The sequence below is a fragment of the Enterococcus sp. C102(2024) genome, from assembly GCF_040888205.1.
GTDB lineage: Bacteria > Bacillota > Bacilli > Lactobacillales > Enterococcaceae > Enterococcus > Enterococcus faecalis.
Map to the genome: position 1 here is coordinate 182,427 of NZ_JBFOHH010000005.1, position 17,894 is coordinate 200,320.

Annotated in this window: 14 protein-coding genes; 12 read left to right on the forward strand and 2 right to left on the reverse strand. The window is 37.6% G+C overall.

The window, feature by feature from the left end; all coding sequences use genetic code 11:
- Window positions 1-133: 133 nt before the first annotated feature.
- From opp2D to AB3I34_RS11145, 11 genes are all read left to right on the forward strand, one after another.
- The gene (gene opp2D, locus AB3I34_RS11095) at window positions 134-1,174 is read left to right on the forward strand and encodes an oligopeptide ABC transporter ATP-binding protein Opp2D (RefSeq protein WP_002367425.1); all 1,041 of its coding nucleotides are present in this window, start codon (window positions 134-136) and stop codon (window positions 1,172-1,174) included.
- Window positions 1,174-2,118 carry an oligopeptide ABC transporter ATP-binding protein Opp2F gene (opp2F, locus tag AB3I34_RS11100; protein WP_002415658.1) on the forward strand — a complete coding sequence of 315 codons (945 nt, stop codon included), beginning with the start codon at window positions 1,174-1,176 and terminating at the stop codon, window positions 2,116-2,118. The genes opp2D and opp2F overlap by 1 nt, the downstream gene beginning before the upstream one ends.
- Window positions 2,118-3,080, forward strand: coding sequence for an oligopeptide ABC transporter permease Opp2B (opp2B, locus tag AB3I34_RS11105; protein WP_002354943.1), 963 nt, complete (start codon window positions 2,118-2,120; stop codon window positions 3,078-3,080). The genes opp2F and opp2B overlap by 1 nt, the downstream gene beginning before the upstream one ends.
- 27 nt (window positions 3,081-3,107) lie before the next feature.
- Window positions 3,108-4,031 (forward strand): oligopeptide ABC transporter permease Opp2C, encoded by a 924-nt coding sequence (gene opp2C, locus AB3I34_RS11110; protein ID WP_002415659.1) that lies wholly within the window; start codon window positions 3,108-3,110, stop codon window positions 4,029-4,031.
- Between the two features lie 28 nt (window positions 4,032-4,059).
- Window positions 4,060-5,838 carry an oligopeptide ABC transporter substrate-binding protein Opp2A gene (gene opp2A / locus AB3I34_RS11115; RefSeq protein ID WP_002408275.1) on the forward strand — a complete coding sequence of 593 codons (1,779 nt, stop codon included), beginning with the start codon at window positions 4,060-4,062 and terminating at the stop codon, window positions 5,836-5,838.
- 329 nt (window positions 5,839-6,167) lie between these two features.
- On the forward strand, window positions 6,168-6,860 hold the full coding sequence (rnc, locus tag AB3I34_RS11120; protein WP_002354946.1) for a ribonuclease III: 693 nt from the start codon (window positions 6,168-6,170) through the stop codon (window positions 6,858-6,860).
- A gap of 20 nt (window positions 6,861-6,880) precedes the next feature.
- Window positions 6,881-10,459, forward strand: coding sequence for a chromosome segregation protein SMC (smc, locus tag AB3I34_RS11125; protein ID WP_002361019.1), 3,579 nt, complete (start codon window positions 6,881-6,883; stop codon window positions 10,457-10,459).
- Window positions 10,460-10,483: 24 nt separating this feature from the next.
- The gene (locus tag AB3I34_RS11130) at window positions 10,484-11,311 is read left to right on the forward strand and encodes a Cof-type HAD-IIB family hydrolase (RefSeq protein WP_002359053.1); all 828 of its coding nucleotides are present in this window, start codon (window positions 10,484-10,486) and stop codon (window positions 11,309-11,311) included.
- Between the two features lie 2 nt (window positions 11,312-11,313).
- Window positions 11,314-12,642, forward strand: a complete 1,329-nt coding sequence (gene ftsY / locus AB3I34_RS11135; protein WP_002415660.1) for a signal recognition particle-docking protein FtsY — start codon at window positions 11,314-11,316, stop codon at window positions 12,640-12,642.
- A gap of 158 nt (window positions 12,643-12,800) precedes the next feature.
- On the forward strand, window positions 12,801-13,286 hold the full coding sequence (locus AB3I34_RS11140; RefSeq protein WP_002381091.1) for a cupin domain-containing protein: 486 nt from the start codon (window positions 12,801-12,803) through the stop codon (window positions 13,284-13,286).
- 119 nt (window positions 13,287-13,405) lie between these two features.
- Window positions 13,406-13,804: a VOC family protein gene (locus AB3I34_RS11145; protein ID WP_002354951.1), complete on the forward strand. Its 399-nt coding sequence runs from the start codon at window positions 13,406-13,408 to the stop codon at window positions 13,802-13,804.
- A 108-nt stretch (window positions 13,805-13,912) separates the two neighbouring features.
- Here the strand turns inward: AB3I34_RS11145 and AB3I34_RS11150 are convergent, their stop codons facing one another.
- The gene (locus AB3I34_RS11150; RefSeq protein ID WP_002415661.1) at window positions 13,913-15,469 is read right to left on the reverse strand and encodes an ABC transporter ATP-binding protein; all 1,557 of its coding nucleotides are present in this window, start codon (window positions 15,467-15,469) and stop codon (window positions 13,913-13,915) included.
- A 187-nt stretch (window positions 15,470-15,656) separates the two neighbouring features.
- On the opposite strand from AB3I34_RS11150, the gene AB3I34_RS11155 reads away from it, so the two are divergent.
- On the forward strand, window positions 15,657-16,523 hold the full coding sequence (locus AB3I34_RS11155) for a helix-turn-helix domain-containing protein (RefSeq protein ID WP_002415662.1): 867 nt from the start codon (window positions 15,657-15,659) through the stop codon (window positions 16,521-16,523).
- A gap of 59 nt (window positions 16,524-16,582) precedes the next feature.
- On the opposite strand, the gene AB3I34_RS11160 is transcribed toward AB3I34_RS11155, so the two are convergent.
- On the reverse strand, window positions 16,583-17,479 hold the full coding sequence (locus AB3I34_RS11160; RefSeq protein ID WP_002368434.1) for a YitT family protein: 897 nt from the start codon (window positions 17,477-17,479) through the stop codon (window positions 16,583-16,585).
- Window positions 17,480-17,894: the final 415 nt, after the last annotated feature.

Below are 17,894 nucleotides of genomic sequence, written 5' to 3' on the forward strand. Positions count from 1 at the left end.
TAACTGCGAAAAAAGTTATTTTATCTTGCTTTTTATGGAATAATTCTATAAAATTATGAAAAAACAATGAGCTGTAAATTAACATTGATAAAAATTAGAAAGTGCTATCATTAAATATTAGTTAATTTATATAATGTTTTTGAAAGGACGTAAGGGGTGCGTATGGATGCAAGGAAATGAACAATTACTAGAGGTTTCAGGATTAGAAACAGCATTTAGAATCAAAGATGATTATTATAATGCCGTCGATGATGTTTCATTTGAATTGAAGAAAAATGAGATTCTGGCAATCGTCGGAGAATCTGGTTGTGGAAAAAGTACTTTAGCAACAACGATTATGGGCTTACATGATCCCAATCATACCAAAATTACTGGGGAAATTTTATACAACAATTTAAACTTAACTACGTTTAATGAAACATTGTACAACAAAGTCAGAGGAAACGATATTGGGATGATTTTCCAAGATCCGTTATCTGCACTGAATCCGCTCATGCGAATTGAAGACCAAATTAAAGAAAGTCTCACGTATCATACCAAAATGACCGCACAACAAAAACAAGCACGGGCCATTGAACTGTTAGATCAAGTGGGGATTCCCAACCCAGAGCGTGTCGGGAAACAGTATCCTCATGAATTGTCTGGCGGCATGCGCCAACGGGTGATTATTGCCATTGCAATCGCGTGTAAACCACCGATTTTAATTGCAGATGAACCAACAACGGCCTTAGACGTTACCATTCAGGCACAAATTCTCGATTTGTTAAAAGATTTACAAGAAGAAACGGGAAGCGGCATTATTTTAATTACCCATGACTTAGGTGTAGTTGCGGAAATGGCTGATCGTGTAGCGGTTATGTATGCGGGTCAGTTTGTAGAAGTAGCCACTGCTGAAGAATTGTTTAGTCATCCGAAACATCCATATACACGTTCCTTACTTCAGTCCATTCCCCAAGAGAATTCAGATGAAGAAGAACTTCATGTGATTGAAGGGATTGTTCCTTCGTTAACCAAATTACCTAGAAAAGGTTGTCGGTTTGCCCCACGAATTCCTTGGATTGATGCATCGGAACATGAAGAAAATCCAACATTACATGAAGTTGCACCGAATCATTATGTTCGTTGTACATGTTATAAACATTTTCATTTTAGAGACGGGGAAGGGGAAGCGTAATGACAGAAATTATTCAAATTAAAGATTTAAAAGTTCATTATCCAATTCGCAGCGGCTTCTTCAATCGAATCACTGATCATGTTTTGGCGGTTGATGGTGTGGATTTCATGATTGAACAAGGTAAAACGTATGGGTTAGTTGGTGAATCGGGTTCTGGAAAATCAACGACAGGAAAAGCAATTATTGGTTTAGAAAAAATTACAAATGGTGAAATTATTTATCAAGGACAAGATGTAACCAAGCCGCGAAGTCGAAAAGCGATTGGATACAACAAAGATGTCCAAATGATTTTCCAAGATTCGATGTCAAGTTTAAACCCTAAAAAACGAGTACTAGATATTATCGCCGAACCAATTCGAAATTTTGAACGGTTAAGTGACCAAGAAGAAAAGAAAAAAGTCAAAAGTTTGTTGGATATTGTGGGGATGCCAGAAGATGCGTTGTACAAATATCCTCATGAATTTTCTGGTGGACAACGCCAACGTTTAGGCGTCGCCCGAGCGGTGGCTACCAGCCCAAAATTAATTATTGCGGATGAACCTGTTTCAGCACTGGACTTATCTGTGCAAGCACAGGTACTGAATTTTATGAAAAACATTCAACAGGAATATGGGTTAAGTTACTTATTTATTTCCCATGATTTGGGCGTAGTTAAACATATGTGTGACAACATTGCCATTATGTACAAAGGCCGTTTTGTAGAAATCGGTACACGCCAAGATATTTACACTAATCCACAACACATTTATACCAAACGCTTACTTTCAGCAATTCCTAAAATTGACGTAGCGAACCGAGAAGCTCACAAAGAAGAACGAAGAAGAGTTGAGCAAGAGTATCGGGAAAATCATAAAGACTATTATGATGAAAATGGGCGGGTTTATAACTTACATTCGATTAGTCCAACCCACCAAGTAGCGTTAAAAAATGGAGGTGCTGAATAATGTGGAAAACAATTTTACGCCGTTTGTTATTGATGATTCCGCAAGTGATTATTTTAAGTGTCTTGATTTTCCTGTTGGCTAAAATGATGCCAGGTGATCCGTTTACAGGATTGATTAATCCGAACCAAGACCCGAAAGTGATTGAAGCCATGCGCGAAGCTGCCGGGTTAAATGATCCTTGGTACGAACAATATTTCCGTTGGATTGGCAATGCCTTACATGGAGATTTTGGGCATAGTTTTATCTTTAAATTACCTGTGTCCACGCTCATTGCTGGTCGGGTGGGGAATACGATTGCATTGGCCGCTGTATCAGTCATAATCACTTATTTAATCGCCATTCCTTTCGGTTTAATTGCTGGCCGTTACCAAAATTCATGGTTTGACAAAATGGTGGTTATCTACAACTTCTTCAGTTTTGCCGTGCCATTATTCATCTTTGCCTTGATTATGCTCTTTATTTTTGGGTATCGCTTAGACTGGTTCCCAACGAGTGGAACCGTGACTGTTGGTTTGGCTGAGGGAACATGGCCGTATTATTTAGATAAACTGAAGCATTTAATTTTACCAGGGGTCACTCAAGCGTTGCTAGGGACAGCGGTCACTATTCAATATTTGCGCAGTGAAGTGATTGATGTTAAAAACATGGACTTTGTTCGTACTGCTCGTTCAAAAGGAGTGCCAACGAATAAAATTTTTAATCGACACATTTTTAGAAATGCAGCATTACCAATTGCCTCTCAATTAGGTTATGAAATTACTGCTTTGATTGCCGGATCAGTCGTTATTGAAAAGATTTTTGCTTTCCCAGGAATTGGAAAATTATTTATTGATAGTATCATTCAACGTGACTATTCCGTTATTACCGCTCTCGTGTTGATTTTGGGATTGGCAACCCTTATCGGAACCTTAATTTCTGATATTGTAATGAGTATTGTTGATCCAAGAATTCGAATTCAGTAGAAAAAACACGAAGAAAGGGTGATAAAAATGGAATTGACAGAAGAAAAAAGAGAAGAAGTCTTACAAGAAAGTATTCCACCAATGGGCTTTCGGATGATTGCGCGAGAATTCGTCAAAGAAAAAATGGCGATGTTTTCTTTAATCCTTTTGGTCATTATCTTATTAGCCGTTTTTATCGGTTCGTTAGTGTTAGACCAAAGTGCCGTTATGCATGTAAGTATTTTAGATAAGTATGCGGAACCAGGTACCGTTACAATGAATGGCACCAAGTTCATTTTAGGTGCCGATGAAGGGGGTCGTGATGTTTTAGGACAATTGATTATCGGGGCTAGGAACTCGATTTTAATCGGTTTTGCCATTACGATTATTACGTCTATTATCGGGGTCGGTTTAGGGATTATTTCCGGTTATTATGGGGGCATGATTGATAATGTTTTGATGCGTATCGTGGATTTTATTATGATTTTGCCAATTATGTTAATTATTATTGTGTTCGTTTCTGTGATTCCTAAATATAGTATCTGGTCCTTTATTTGGATTATGTGTGCGTTTTATTGGGTTGGAAAAGCGCGGTTGTTCCGCAGTAAAACGTTATCTGAAGGGCGCCGAGATTACGTTAGTGCCTCTAAGACAATGGGAACAAGCGATTTTAAAATTATGTTTCGAGAAATTATGCCGAATTTAAGTTCATTAATTATTACGAACTTAACGATTAATTTCGCGGCCAATATCGGGATCGAAACAACGTTAACTTTCTTAGGCTTCGGGTTACCACAAAGTGTCCCAAGTTTAGGAACCTTAATTGGCTACGCCAGCAGTGGGGATGTATTAGTCAATAAACAATGGGTTTGGTTACCTGCATCAATTCTAATTTTAGTCTTGATGTTAAGTATAAACTATGTTGGACAAGCATTTAAGCGCTCAGCAGATGCACGACAACGATTAGGCTAATTAGCCAAAAAATGAGGGAGGAAAAGAGATGAACAAGAAACGGATTTTAGGTGCAATCACGTTAGCTTCTGTGTTAGTATTCGGGTTAGCTGCATGTGGTGGCGGCAATAAAGGCGGGGGCAATAAAGCAACGGAAACAGAAGATATTTCAAAAATGCCAATCGCTGTTAAAAATGATAAAAAAGCAATTGATGGCGGGACATTAGATGTCGCTGTAGTTATGGATACACAATTCCAAGGACTTTTCCAGCAAGAATTTTATCAAGACAACTATGATGCACAATACATGCTTCCAACGGTACAGCCATTATTTAACAATGATGCAGACTTTAAGATTGTCGATGGGGGTCCTGCGGATCTGAAATTAGATGAAGATGCCAATACAGCGACCATTAAATTACGTGACAATTTGAAATGGTCTGACGGTAAAGATGTGACAGCCGATGACGTGATTTTCTCTTATGAAGTCATTGGTCATAAAGACTATACAGGGATTCGTTATGATGATAACTTTACGAATATTGTTGGCATGGAAGACTACCATGATGGTAAATCGCCAACCATTTCTGGCATAGAAAAAGTCAATGATAAAGAAGTTAAAATCACTTACAAAGAAGTTCACCCAGGAATGCAACAATTAGGTGGCGGTGTTTGGGGTTCAGTTTTACCAAAACATGCCTTTGAAGGAATTGCTGTTAAAGACATGGAATCAAGCGATGCAGTTCGTAAAAACCCTGTGACTATTGGACCGTACTATATGAGTAATATTGTGACAGGTGAATCTGTTGAATACCTACCAAATGAGTACTACTACGGTGGCAAACCTAAATTAGATAAATTAGTGTTCAAATCTGTTCCTTCTGCGAGCATTGTAGAAGCAATGAAAGCGAAACAATACGATATTGCATTATCAATGCCAACAGATACGTATCCAACCTACAAAGATACAGAAGGGTATCAAATCTTAGGACGTCCCGAACAAGCCTACACGTATATTGGCTTTAAAATGGGTACGTTTGACAAAGAAACAAATACAGTGAAATACAATCCAAAAGCTAAAATGGCAGATAAAAGCTTACGTCAAGCCATGGGCTATGCAATTGACAATGATGCAGTCGGCCAAAAATTCTACAACGGCTTACGAACAGGGGCAACAACGTTAATTCCACCAGTCTTCAAGAGCTTGCATGATAGCGAAGCGAAAGGCTATACGCTTGATTTAGACAAAGCGAAAAAATTATTAGACGATGCTGGTTATAAAGACGTAGACGGCGATGGCATTCGCGAAGACAAAGAAGGCAAACCACTAGAAATCAAGTTTGCTTCAATGTCAGGTGGCGAAACTGCACAACCACTTGCTGATTACTATGTCCAACAATGGAAAGAAATTGGCTTAAACGTAACGTATACAACAGGACGCTTAATTGATTTCCAAGCATTCTATGATAAATTGAAAAATGATGATCCAGAAGTAGATATCTATCAAGGCGCGTGGGGCACAGGTTCAGATCCTTCACCAACCGGCTTATATGGTCCAAACTCAGCCTTTAACTACACACGTTTTGAGTCAGAAGAAAATACTAAATTACTTGATGCGATCGATTCAAAAGCATCATTTGATGAAGAAAAACGTAAAAAAGCCTTCTACGATTGGCAAGAGTATGCCATTGATGAAGCGTTTGTAATCCCAACGCTTTACAGAAATGAAGTCTTGCCTGTCAACGACCGTGTAGTTGACTTTACGTGGGCAGTTGATACGAAAGATAATCCATGGGCAACGGTGGGTGTCACTGCGGAAAAACGTTAAACAACGTTCCGCTGATTTAATAGAGATAGAACGAGGTCGGGACAGAAGTGTTTAACTCCGAGAAATAAGAAGGAGTTGCTTCTGTTCCCGCCGTTTATCAGTTTTTGAGCGTGGCGCAAAAATCCAAAGTGATTTTTGTCCCACGCTCTTTCTATCTCTTACGTAAACAAACGCTTTTATCTCAGTCGCAGCTCTATTTATTTATTTTTTTCTAAAAAATAATGAGAACACAGTAAATAACAGGCTTTTTCTGAATAGAACCATTTAAAAAAAGTGAAAAAAAAAGTATAATGAAACAAGGTGTAAATAAATGTAAAGGAATGTGGAGAATGGACAATCAGTTAACAACAGAGTTAAAAGAACGTTACGGCATTGTTTTCCATGATGTCAATCTATTAGAGCAAGCTTTTACTCATTCATCCTATGTGAATGAGCATCGCTATTTAAAATTATCCGATAATGAACGTCTTGAATTTTTAGGAGATGCAGTTTTAGAATTAATTGTTTCACAATATTTGTATTTAAAATTCCCAGAACTTCCAGAAGGAAAATTAACGAAGATGCGCGCAGCCATCGTTCGGGAAGATAGTTTAGCCAAATTTGCGAAAGAATGTCACTTCGACAACTACATTTTATTAGGTAAAGGAGAAGAAGCATCGGGCGGACGAACACGTGCATCATTATTATGTGACTTATTTGAAGCCTTTTTAGGTGCCCTCTACTTAGACCAAAAAGTTGGCGCAGCCAAGAAATTTATTGAAGACGTTATTTTTCCGAAAATTGATGCCGGTGCTTTTTCACATGAGATGGATCACAAAACACAATTACAAGAAGTTTTACAACGCAAAGGCGATGTTTCAATTGAATATCGCTTAATTAAAGAAGAAGGCCCTGCTCATGACCGCACCTTTTTCACTGAAGTTTACATGAATGGTGAACTCATTGGGTTAGGCCAAGGAAAATCGAAGAAGTTAGCTGAACAGGATGCCGCTGAGCGGGCACTGAAAAGTATTCCTCAGTAAGGCTGGAAGGAGCAATATTCGTGTATTTAAAACGAATTGAAATTACAGGATTTAAATCATTTGCAGATAAAACCATTATTGAATTTGAAGATGATGTGACAGCAGTGGTTGGTCCGAATGGAAGTGGGAAAAGTAATATCACGGAAGCCGTTCGCTGGGTATTAGGTGAACAATCTGCGAAAAACCTTCGCGGTGGCAAAATGAACGACATTATCTTTGCCGGTTCGGAAGGTCGTAAGCCGCTAAATATTGCGGAAGTTACCGTGACGTTAGACAACAGCGACCATTATTTAGCATTGGATTACAGTGAGATTAGTGTCACCCGTCGTTTAAAACGAACGGGCGAAAGTGACTTTTTTATTAATAAACAAGCGTGCCGTTTAAAAGACATTCAAGATTTATTTATGGATTCAGGGTTAGGCAAAGAATCTTTTTCAATTATTTCACAAGGGAAAGTTGAAGCGATTTTTAATAGTAAACCTGAAGACCGTCGAGGGATCTTTGAAGAAGCAGCGGGCGTTTTAAAATACAAACAACGAAAGAAAAAAGCTGAACAAAAGCTTTTCGAAACCGAGGACAACTTAAGCCGTGTCCAAGATATCATTTACGAGTTGGAAGACCAATTAGTTCCTCTAGCCGCCCAAGCAGATGCGGCTAAAAAGTATTTAGCTTTGAAAGAAGAACTTACCGAAATTGATGTCAATTTAACTGTGACCGAAATTCAAGAAGCAAAAGCTATTTGGGAAACGAAAACGCAAGAATTAACAGCCATTGAAGAAAAGTTAGCTGGCGCAAGTAAGCAAGTCCATGACTTAGAAGGCAAATTGGTACGTTTACGAAGCAAGCGCAATCGTTTAGATGAACAAATTGAAACGGAACAACAACAATTATTACAAGTGACAGAAGCGTTGAAACAAGCAGAAGGACAAAAAAATGTTTTAATTGAACGTTCCAAACACACCTCCCAAACGGCAAGCGAATACGAAGAGACATTGGCAGAAACGGCCGAAAAAATTGTTCGTTATCGAGAAGAATTGCAGACGCTGGAAACAGCAATCGCAGAAAAAACGGCACAACGTCAGACGTTAAAAGAAGCATTGGCTTTGGCAACGAAAGATGTGGAAAAATATAGTAAGTCTTCTAAAGAATTAATGGAAGAATTGCGCAGTCAGTATGTGGAAGTCATGCAAGAGCAAGCCAATACAGCCAATGACTTAAAATATTTAGAACGACAATATCAACAAGAAACAGCTAAAAATCAACAATCGTTAGCAAAACACGAAGCGCTAGAAGAACAGATGGTTGAAGCTCTTGCAATGAAAGAAACGCTAGAAAAAGAGCAAAAAGTCGCAAAACAAGGCTTACAAGAACAGCTGGAAGAATACACTGCGTTGAAAGCAACGCTTGAAGCCAAACGTGAACGATTAGCACAGCGTCAAAATGATATGTACCAAGCGATGAATCAAGTGCAACAAGCGAAGGCACGCCAAAAAAGTTTGCAAGAAATTCAAGAAAATTACGCTGGCTTCTATCAAGGCGTGAAAGCTGTATTGCGTCACAAAAACCAATTAACTGGGATTGTTGGCGCAGTGGCTGAGTTAATTGAAGTGCCTAAAGAATATACGTTGGCGATTGAAACGGCCTTAGGTGGTGCGGCGCAACATATTGTTGTGGAAAATGAGAAAGATGGTCGAGCAGGCATTACCTTCCTAAAACAACAACACAGTGGCCGAGCAACCTTTTTACCATTGACTACCATTAAGCCGCGTTCTGTATCGGCGATGGTTCAGAATCGTTTGGCTGGTGCACCGGGCTTCGTAGGGATTGCCAGTGAATTAGTTCGTTATCCAGAACAAGTACAAACCGTTATTCAAAATCTCTTAGGCGTCACGATTTTAGCGGCAGATTTAACGAGTGCCAACCAGTTAGCAAAATTAGTCAATTACCAATATCGTGTTGTCTCATTGGAAGGCGATGTGATGAATCCTGGCGGTTCGATGACTGGGGGAGCCAATAAACGTGGCAACCAAGGAAGCCTATTTTCACAAGCGCAAGAACTTCAAACAATTACTGAACAAATGACTCAATTAGAAACACAACTAAGAAGTGTGGAACAAGAAGTCCAAGCGCTCTCGCAAGAAGTGAAAACAGCCACGGAACGTGCAGAAATGTTGCGCTCTGCTGGTGAACAAAATCGCTTAAAACAACAAGAAATTGACAATAAATTAGCCAATCAAACAGAAACGATTACTCGTTTAACAAAAGAAAAACGTCTGTTTGAATATGAATCACGGGAATTGCATCAATTCTTAACCGAATATCAAACGAAAAAAGCCACATTGACAGAGCAACAAGCAAACTTAACGGCAACGAAAGAACGTTTAGATGCTGAAATGAAACAAGTGGAACAAGAAGCTAGCCAAATGGAAACCTTTAAAGCCCAAGCGCAAGAACGCTTGACGACAGTTCAAGCAGAACAAGCAGTAGCGGCGGAACAATGTGCCCATTTTGCTCGTCAAAAGCAAGACAAACAAGAACAATTGGACGAATTGTTGATTCGAGAAACGGCCATCCGTCAACAGCTACAACAATTAAGTAGCCATTCTAGCGATCACCAGTTAACCGAAGAAGGCTTAGCGGCACAAGTCGCGCAATTAGCGGAGAAACAAACAGCGTTGCAAACGTCTTTACAAACGGCACGTAGTCAACGACAAGCGTTGCAAGAAGAAGTAGACGAGTTAGATACAAAATTAGCGGAAGAAAACAAACGCCAACAACAGTATTTAGCAGATAAAACACAAATTGAAGTCCTAAAAAATCGTGCAGAAATGCAATTAGATAGCTCGTTAAGTTACTTACAGGAAGAATACAGCTTAACCTTTGAAGCTGCCTATGAAGCGTATTTCCCAATCGATGATTTAGCGCAAGCGCAGCAAACAGTGAAACGCCTAAAACAAGAAATTGAGCGGTTAGGACCTGTTAACTTAAGTGCCATCGAGCAATTTGAACAAGTCGATGAGCGCCATCAATTTTTAGTCAGTCAACGAGATGATTTATTAAATGCGAAAGAACAATTATTTGAAACCATGGATGAAATGGACCAAGAAGTGAAAGAACGGTTTAAAGAAGTCTTTGAAGCAATTCGTGGCCAGTTTAAAGTGGTATTTCCTAATATGTTTGGTGGCGGACGGGCAGAACTGGTGCTAACCAACCCAGAGGATCTCTTGAATACAGGGATTGAGATTGAGGCGCAACCACCAGGGAAAAAATTACAACATTTAAGCTTGTTGTCTGGAGGCGAACGGGCATTAACGGCGATTGCGTTACTCTTTTCAATTATTCGTGTTCGACCCGTTCCGTTCTGTATTTTAGATGAAGTAGAAGCAGCTTTAGATGAAGCCAACGTTGCTCGTTTTGGCCATTATTTAAGCGAATTTGAAGATGGCACACAGTTTATTGTGGTGACGCATCGTAAAGGGACAATGGAAGCCGCAGATGTTTTATATGGCGTGACTATGCAAGAATCTGGGGTTTCAAAAATCGTTTCAGTTCGCTTGGAAGAGGTCAAAGAAGGTGGCGCAATTGAAAAAAGCAATTAGCCAGAAGCAAGGAGGAGCGAACGTTTGATAAAATTAGTTGCTATTGATTTAGATGGAACATTATTAAATAGCCAAAAAGAGATTTCTTTACGGAATAAACAAGCACTGATGGCTGCGAAACAAGCAGGCGTGAAAGTTGTTATCTGCACAGGTCGACCTTTGGCAGCCATTGGTCCTTACTTAGAAGAATTAGGTTTACAAGATGAAGGCGATTATAGCATTACTTTTAACGGCGGGTTGGTTCAAAAAAATGATACAGGAGCCATTATTGAGAAAACATTGATGCCCTTGGAAGCGATTCATGAGCTGTACCAATTAGCAACCACACTCAACATGCCGTTTGATGTCTTATCCGATGAGGTCGTGATGCAACTGCCTTCTGCACCTAATTATCCTTCAATTTATAGTTCTCTAAACAAATTATTAACCTTTGAGTCCTACAAATTAGAAGAGTTAACCCCGAACCGAATTTATAACAAAGTTGTTGTTGCGATTGATGAAGCGTATTTAAATGAACGCATCAAGGAAATTCCGGCCTCCTTTTATGAGCGCTTTGAAATTATTAAAACGCGAAATAACTTATTAGAATTTATGCCAAAAGGGATTACGAAAGCCTATGGTATTTCCTTGTTAGCCAAAGATTTAGGAATCCGTGCAGAAGAAATCATGACCTTAGGGGACGAAGAAAATGATTTACCGATGATCGAATACGCTGGCTTAGGTGTCGCCATGGCAAATGCGATTCCATTAGTTAAAGAAGCTGCAGATGTCGTTACAGACACGAATGACCAAGATGGCGTTGCCAAAGCGGTCGAAAAATATATTTTAACGCCGTTGGAAGGAGGCCAATAAGAATGGGATTTTTTGATAAAATTAAAAAAGCTTTTTCCGCTGAAAAAAAGGAAGAAGAAAAACAAGAGATAATTGAAGAAACAGTAGACGAAACACCTAGTGATGAATCAGCGCCTGCTGAATCAAAAGAAACCGCAACAGAAGAGGCGCAAATAACGCCAGAAACGGCAGCAGAAGAAGTTGCAGAAACAGCCGATTTAACAGATAACGCTGAAATGGAAAAATTAGCTGATGTAGAAGAAGCGTTAGAAGAAGAGCCAGAAGAAATCTTGACAGAGGAAACACAAGAAGTTGTTGTGGAAGCGCCTGAGGAAGAAAGTAGTGTCGTAACTCCGTTGGCAGAACCAACAGACACGCAGGTTTCAGAAGAAATTGAAGAGTCAAAAGAAGAGCAGGTCCAAGAAAAATATGAAAAAGGCTTGGAAAAAACGCGTAAAACATTTGGTCAACGGTTGAACGAATTGTTTGCTAATTTCCGAAGCGTCGATGAAGATTTCTTTGAAGAATTAGAAGAAACGTTAATTGGTGCAGACGTAGGCTTTGATACATCCTTAAAAATTACAGAAGCCTTGCGACAAGAAGTGAAACTGCGAAACGTGAAAAAACCAGCTCAAGTTCAAAATACCATCATTGAAAAAATGGTTGATTTGTATGAAGAAGCAGGAATTAATGAAAATAATGCAATTAACTTACAGCCAAATGGCTTAACCGTGATTTTATTTGTCGGTGTTAATGGAGTTGGTAAAACAACCAGCATTGGTAAATTAGCCCATCAATACAAGTTGGAAGGAAAGAAAGTTTTAATGGCCGCTGCCGATACGTTCCGAGCGGGCGCCATCGATCAATTAGTTGTTTGGGGTGAACGGGCTGGCGTTGAAGTTGTGCGTGGGAATGCTGGCGGCGATCCAGCAGCGGTCGTTTTCGATGCAGTGGAACGTGCCAAAGCAGAACAGGCCGATGTTTTGCTAGTGGATACAGCAGGTCGTTTACAAAACAAAGTCAACTTAATGAAGGAATTAGAAAAAATTAAACGAGTCATCCAACGAGAAATTCCAGATGCGCCTCACGAAGTTCTCTTAGTCGTGGACGCAACTACTGGGCAAAATGCGATGACACAAGCTAAACAGTTCAAAGAAACAACCGATGTCACTGGCTTAGTTTTAACCAAACTAGACGGAACAGCCAAAGGTGGTATTGTCATTGCTATTCGGAATGAATTACACTTGCCAGTGAAATTAGTTGGTCTAGGTGAAGGCATTAACGATTTAGAACCATTCAATGCCAACGATTTCGCAATGGGCTTATTTAAAGGCTTATTAAAAGATGTTTAGTTGTAGAAAATAACAGGTTTGGGAAGAACGTGGGACAGGAGTATTTAGCTTCAAGAATGAAGAAGCTACTCCTGTCCCGCCGTTTATTTTAGGATTAGGACGGATGTTCTAAGTTCTTCCTAAATCGTTTCTGAAAAAATGAAGGAGTGAGGGAGAAGATGACAGAACAAATGTGGATTGAGAAGTTAGGATTAGAAGCGCATCCTGAGGGCGGTTATTTTAAACAAACCAATAAAAGTGAACAATTGATTCCAACCAAACGAGGCGAACGGGCGTTGCATACAGCGATTTTGTTTCTATTAAATACAGAAAGTCCGTCACATTTTCATCGTTTAAAAGCGGATGAATTATGGTTTTTTCACGATGGTCAGCCGTTAACCGTTCACTGTATTTTTCCTGATGGAACGTATCAAGCTGTTCAGTTAGGGAAAGACTTAGTTCAAGGACAACAGCTTTCGTTCTCAGTTCCTGCCGGCACAATCTTTGGCTCTACAGTAGCGACAGGATTTGCGTTAGTCAGTTGTGTGGTTACACCAGGCTTTGAGTTTGAAGATTTCGAGTTATTTACTCAAGCGGAGTTGTTAAACGATTATCCACAACATAGTGAAATCATTCAGCACTTGGCTTATCGAGAATTACCTTAAGAAAACGTTTTAGTAACATTTCTTTTATGAATATGCTAGTATAAATCAAACAAGCTTGTTGATTTTGTCGCAACGCACAGTTAGCTGTCGTAGATGATTAAAAGAAAGGGATGAATCACATGGGCACAATGGTTTTTGTTAACTTCCCAGTAGCGGATGTCCAACGTTCTACAGCATTTTATGAAAAACTTGGATTCAAAAAGAACGAAGAATTTTCAACAGAGGAAGCTAGTTCGATGATGTGGGATGATCAATTTTGGATTATGTTGTTGAACCATGACTTTTATGGAAAATTTATCCAAGAAAAGCAAATTATTGATGCGCAAACAACCAGTGGAGCATTAATTTCCTTTAGTTTAGAGAGTGCCGAAGCCGTAAAACAGTTTGGCGAAACCGCCAAAGCTAACGGAGGCAACTGTTACCGAGTTGATATGGGAATACCAGAAGAGCAAATGTATGGCTTAGAAGTGCAAGATTTGGATGGCAATAGCTTAGAACCTGTCTGGATGAAGATGTAAAAAGAGCCGCAAAATCTCTACAGAAAAAATATTATAACCAAACAAAAATATACGCCATTCTTCAAACTTAGATTAAAAAGTCTAACTTTGAAAATGGTGTATATTCTTTTACATTTGAATTACTTCATCAAATTTACTAGAAATATCATTGTTTACATGATGAAGAACAGCAAGGACTGTTTTAGAACTTTCAGCTAATAGGGATAAAACTTTTTCAGTATTTTCTTTATCTGTTGAAGAAGTTGGTTCATCTACCAATAAAAATGGACGATTTTCATATAGCGCCCGAGCCAAGGAAACTAACATAGCCTCACCACCACTGATTGTGGCAGTAGATTGATTGGAAATTATTTCAAAATTGGCACCAAAAACTTTTTTACCAATTTCATGTAACTTCTCTTTATTAGGTTTATTGAAAGAAGTAATATTTTCTGCGACTGTCCCATCATAAAGCTTGGCTTTTTGGGAAACATAGCCAATCATTGTCGAGAAGTCGACTGTGCGTAATTCTTGTTGTTGATTCAATAATATTTTTCCTTGATACTGATTTATCTCTTGTGTCAATAATTTTAGGAAAGATGATTTTCCACTTCCGTTTTTACCAATGATTATATACTTTTTTCCTGAATATAATTCTAAATTAATCGGACCAATATTTTTTTCTTCATAAGTAATCAAAACATTATTAAATAAAATTGTTTTGGGAACTATAGAAGAATGAAGAAGTTTAGGTTCGGTGGAAAGCAAGACATCATTAACTTTGCGAATCTCTTTTGTAGAATAAAGTTCTGTTAATACAGTTGAGAGCCAAAAAATAGGAGTAGTAATTGTTTCGACAGATTGTGTTATCGCTAATAGTTCGGGAAAAGTCAATTCTTGCTGGCGAATTAAAAAAATACCTATTAATAACAAACCAATTTGAATAAACCACCCACAAGTATCATTAATAACTGTTATCGTTGATTGGAAAAAATTATTCTTGAAAAAATGTTTTTCAGCTTCTTTGTTTTTTTGAGAAAAACGAGGAAAGAGATGTTTGCCAATAGAAAAAATTTTTAATACTGCTAAGTCTTCAAAAATATCTTGCAATGTTTGTACAATATTAGCTTGTGAATCATTAAATTTTTTTTGATATATAGCGATTTTTTTGACAAAATGTTTCGTTGTAAAAAAAGAAATCAACGTTAAGGCTAATAAATAGAGCCAAATATGCCAATTAATTGTTAGAATTAATAGCGAACCTAGAGAAAATGAACAAATAAAATAAATCAAACTAATTAGCGCACCTAGATATTTTTTTATCACAAAAGGATTGTCAATCGTCATTATTTTAACAACTTTTTCTGTAGGATATTTTTTTATTAAAGTAGCCAGCGGTAACCGAATCAAAGCTTGGTACATTTGATTATTCATTTTTTTTAAAGAACTGGCAAAAAAATGTTGTTGAACAATTTGTGATCCTAAATTAATTAAAACAAGACTAAATAGAATTCCTAAGTTGATACAAACTAAGATGTAAAAAGGTAAAGTTTGTTCTTGTTTAATATAATTTGAGTCGAATAAAATCAGTAGCGAAAAAATCGGTTTGTAGGTAGCGAAAAGTAATGTCATCAGAAATGTAGCAAGGAATAACTTTCGATTTTTACTGAATAAAAATTTAAGCATCGAGGTGGGATGTCCTTTCTATGAATAGTCTAAAAGTGTGAAATTGTCTATCAAAAAATTGGTAAATTTAATCACCTCCAGTCTATATTTGTATTTTTCTGAATTTTTGATTAGAATTATGTTAACAAATAAAATTAAGAAAAAATCAGTTTGTACACTTTAGTCACAAGTATTATAAAAAGGAGTGATGGTGGTGAAATGGAATTTTGGGAAAGTTTATAAGGAGGTAAGAGAGTCTAAAGGTATTTCGCAGAAAAAAATTTGTCATGAAGCATTATCCAGAACAACCTTATCCAAATTAGAAAATTGTAAAATAATGCCCAGTTATCAAACTATGGAGTATTTATTACAACAAATAAATATGAGTTTTTCTGAGTTCGAGTATATATGTAATGTTTATCAGCCCCAGGAAAGAGAGTGTATCATTGAAGAATTCAATTCTTTAATAAATAATACAGACAAAGTGAATATCAAGGACTTACTAAAACGATGCGAAAAATTTTTAAAAATAACGGATGATTATTATATCAAAGATATTCAGATGCTATTAAAAGCTCAGTTAGCCTTCCAATTAGAATCAATGAGTAGCAATGTGTGCAAATCGAAACTGCTAATTAGTCAAATTTGGACTAGATTAGAGAAAATGGATGTATGGTATTATAATGAGATTCGCTTACTTAATGGTATTTTGTTTTATTTCCCACTTGAAACAATCGAAGCCATATCCGATAAGTTATTGTATTCTTTAAAGAAATACAGTACATATGCTAAAATTAAAGATCTTGAAATATCTATATTGACTAATTTATCAACCATTTATTTGAAAAATTGTAAGATGGCTGAGTGTGAAAATGTTTTGCTTCGAATGAAACAACTAGCACTAGATTTAAAACGATATGACTTTTTAGGCGTTTATTTTGTTAGAATGGGAATTTGTGAAAAAAATAGCGTACTAATAGAGCGAGGAATGAAAATCTTAACATTAACCGATGAAAACGAATTAATCGAAGAACTGAATAAAGAAATTGAATTTTTTAAGATGACTGAACAATAGAGTATAAATTAAGAGCCGCAAAATCTCTACAGATTTTGCGGCTCTTTTCCTACAAAAAACTATTGTAAATTATTGGCATTAGTTGCTTCAACACCATAAGAATCAGCTACTTTTTTCAAGCTAAATCCTTTCCCGTAGACTTCACTTGCACTCATTGAAATCAAAAAGGCTTCTTCATCAATATCAAGAATAGCTTCTTTTAAACGGGGAAAATCTTTTTCACGAATGACGGTCATTAAGAGCATGCCTTTCGCGCTTCGATAACCGCCTTCGATTGGCACCAAGGTCACACCTTTATCTAGTTCACGTAATAAGCGTTCTTGAATAGCGACATATTTTGGTGAAATAATCATCACATTCTTCGAGCGAACCAGACCAACTTGAATCATGTCAACGACACGACCAATTGTAAATAAACAAATTAAAGAGAATAACACAATATCTGCATTAAAAGCATACATTGCTGATAAAATGACTAAACCATCGACGAATAAAATAGCAATACCTAAGGAAACTTTGAAGTATTTATTGACAATTTGTGAAATGATTGCTGTGCCACCAGTTGAAGCATTGCCACGGAAAACCAAGCCTAGGCCAGCACCTGTAATAATACCGCCAAATAATGCTGCAAGAAAAATATTATGTGTTAAAACAGGCATCCCCGAAGTAATTCCTACAAAAAATGGATAAATAAGACTGCCATAAATGGTTTTGACACCGACCTCTTTCCCAAGAAGTAAGAAACAAAGCACTAAAAGAGGAATATTGATGGCGTAAAGAACAATGGCGGGACTAATCCCGAAAACATAATTAATAACAATACTAATGCCATTGGCTCCGCCTGCGACAAGTTTATTTGGCAATAAGACCGCATTGATTGAAATGGCCAAAATGAATGCACCGACTGTTACATAGGCGGTGTCTTTTAAACGTTGGGCTGTAAAAAATTTGTTCATAAAATACCTCCAATTATTTATTAGTTTAGTGAATGATGACATAAAAAAAGACAGAACATGAGAGACAAGCCTAATCGACTTATGTCCCACACTCTAAATCTTCAACTAATCAACTGAACACTTTTTCCTTATACTAACATGAAATACGACAAGAAAACATAGTGAACAAACAATTTTTTGGAAAAGAGGTCGGGACAGAACCGTTTAGCTCCGAGAACCAAGTAGGTACTGTTCAACATCTATTTGCTTTGCAAATAGTGTTTCTCAGCAATAAGAAGGAATTTCCGAAAATTGTCATAAAACACAACGAGGAACGAGTTGATGTTGCATGATACACTACACTCCGTTTCGTTCGCATCAATTTCTACGCATGGAACATGCTAGAATTGAAGGACCCGGTGCTCTTTAATTTTTG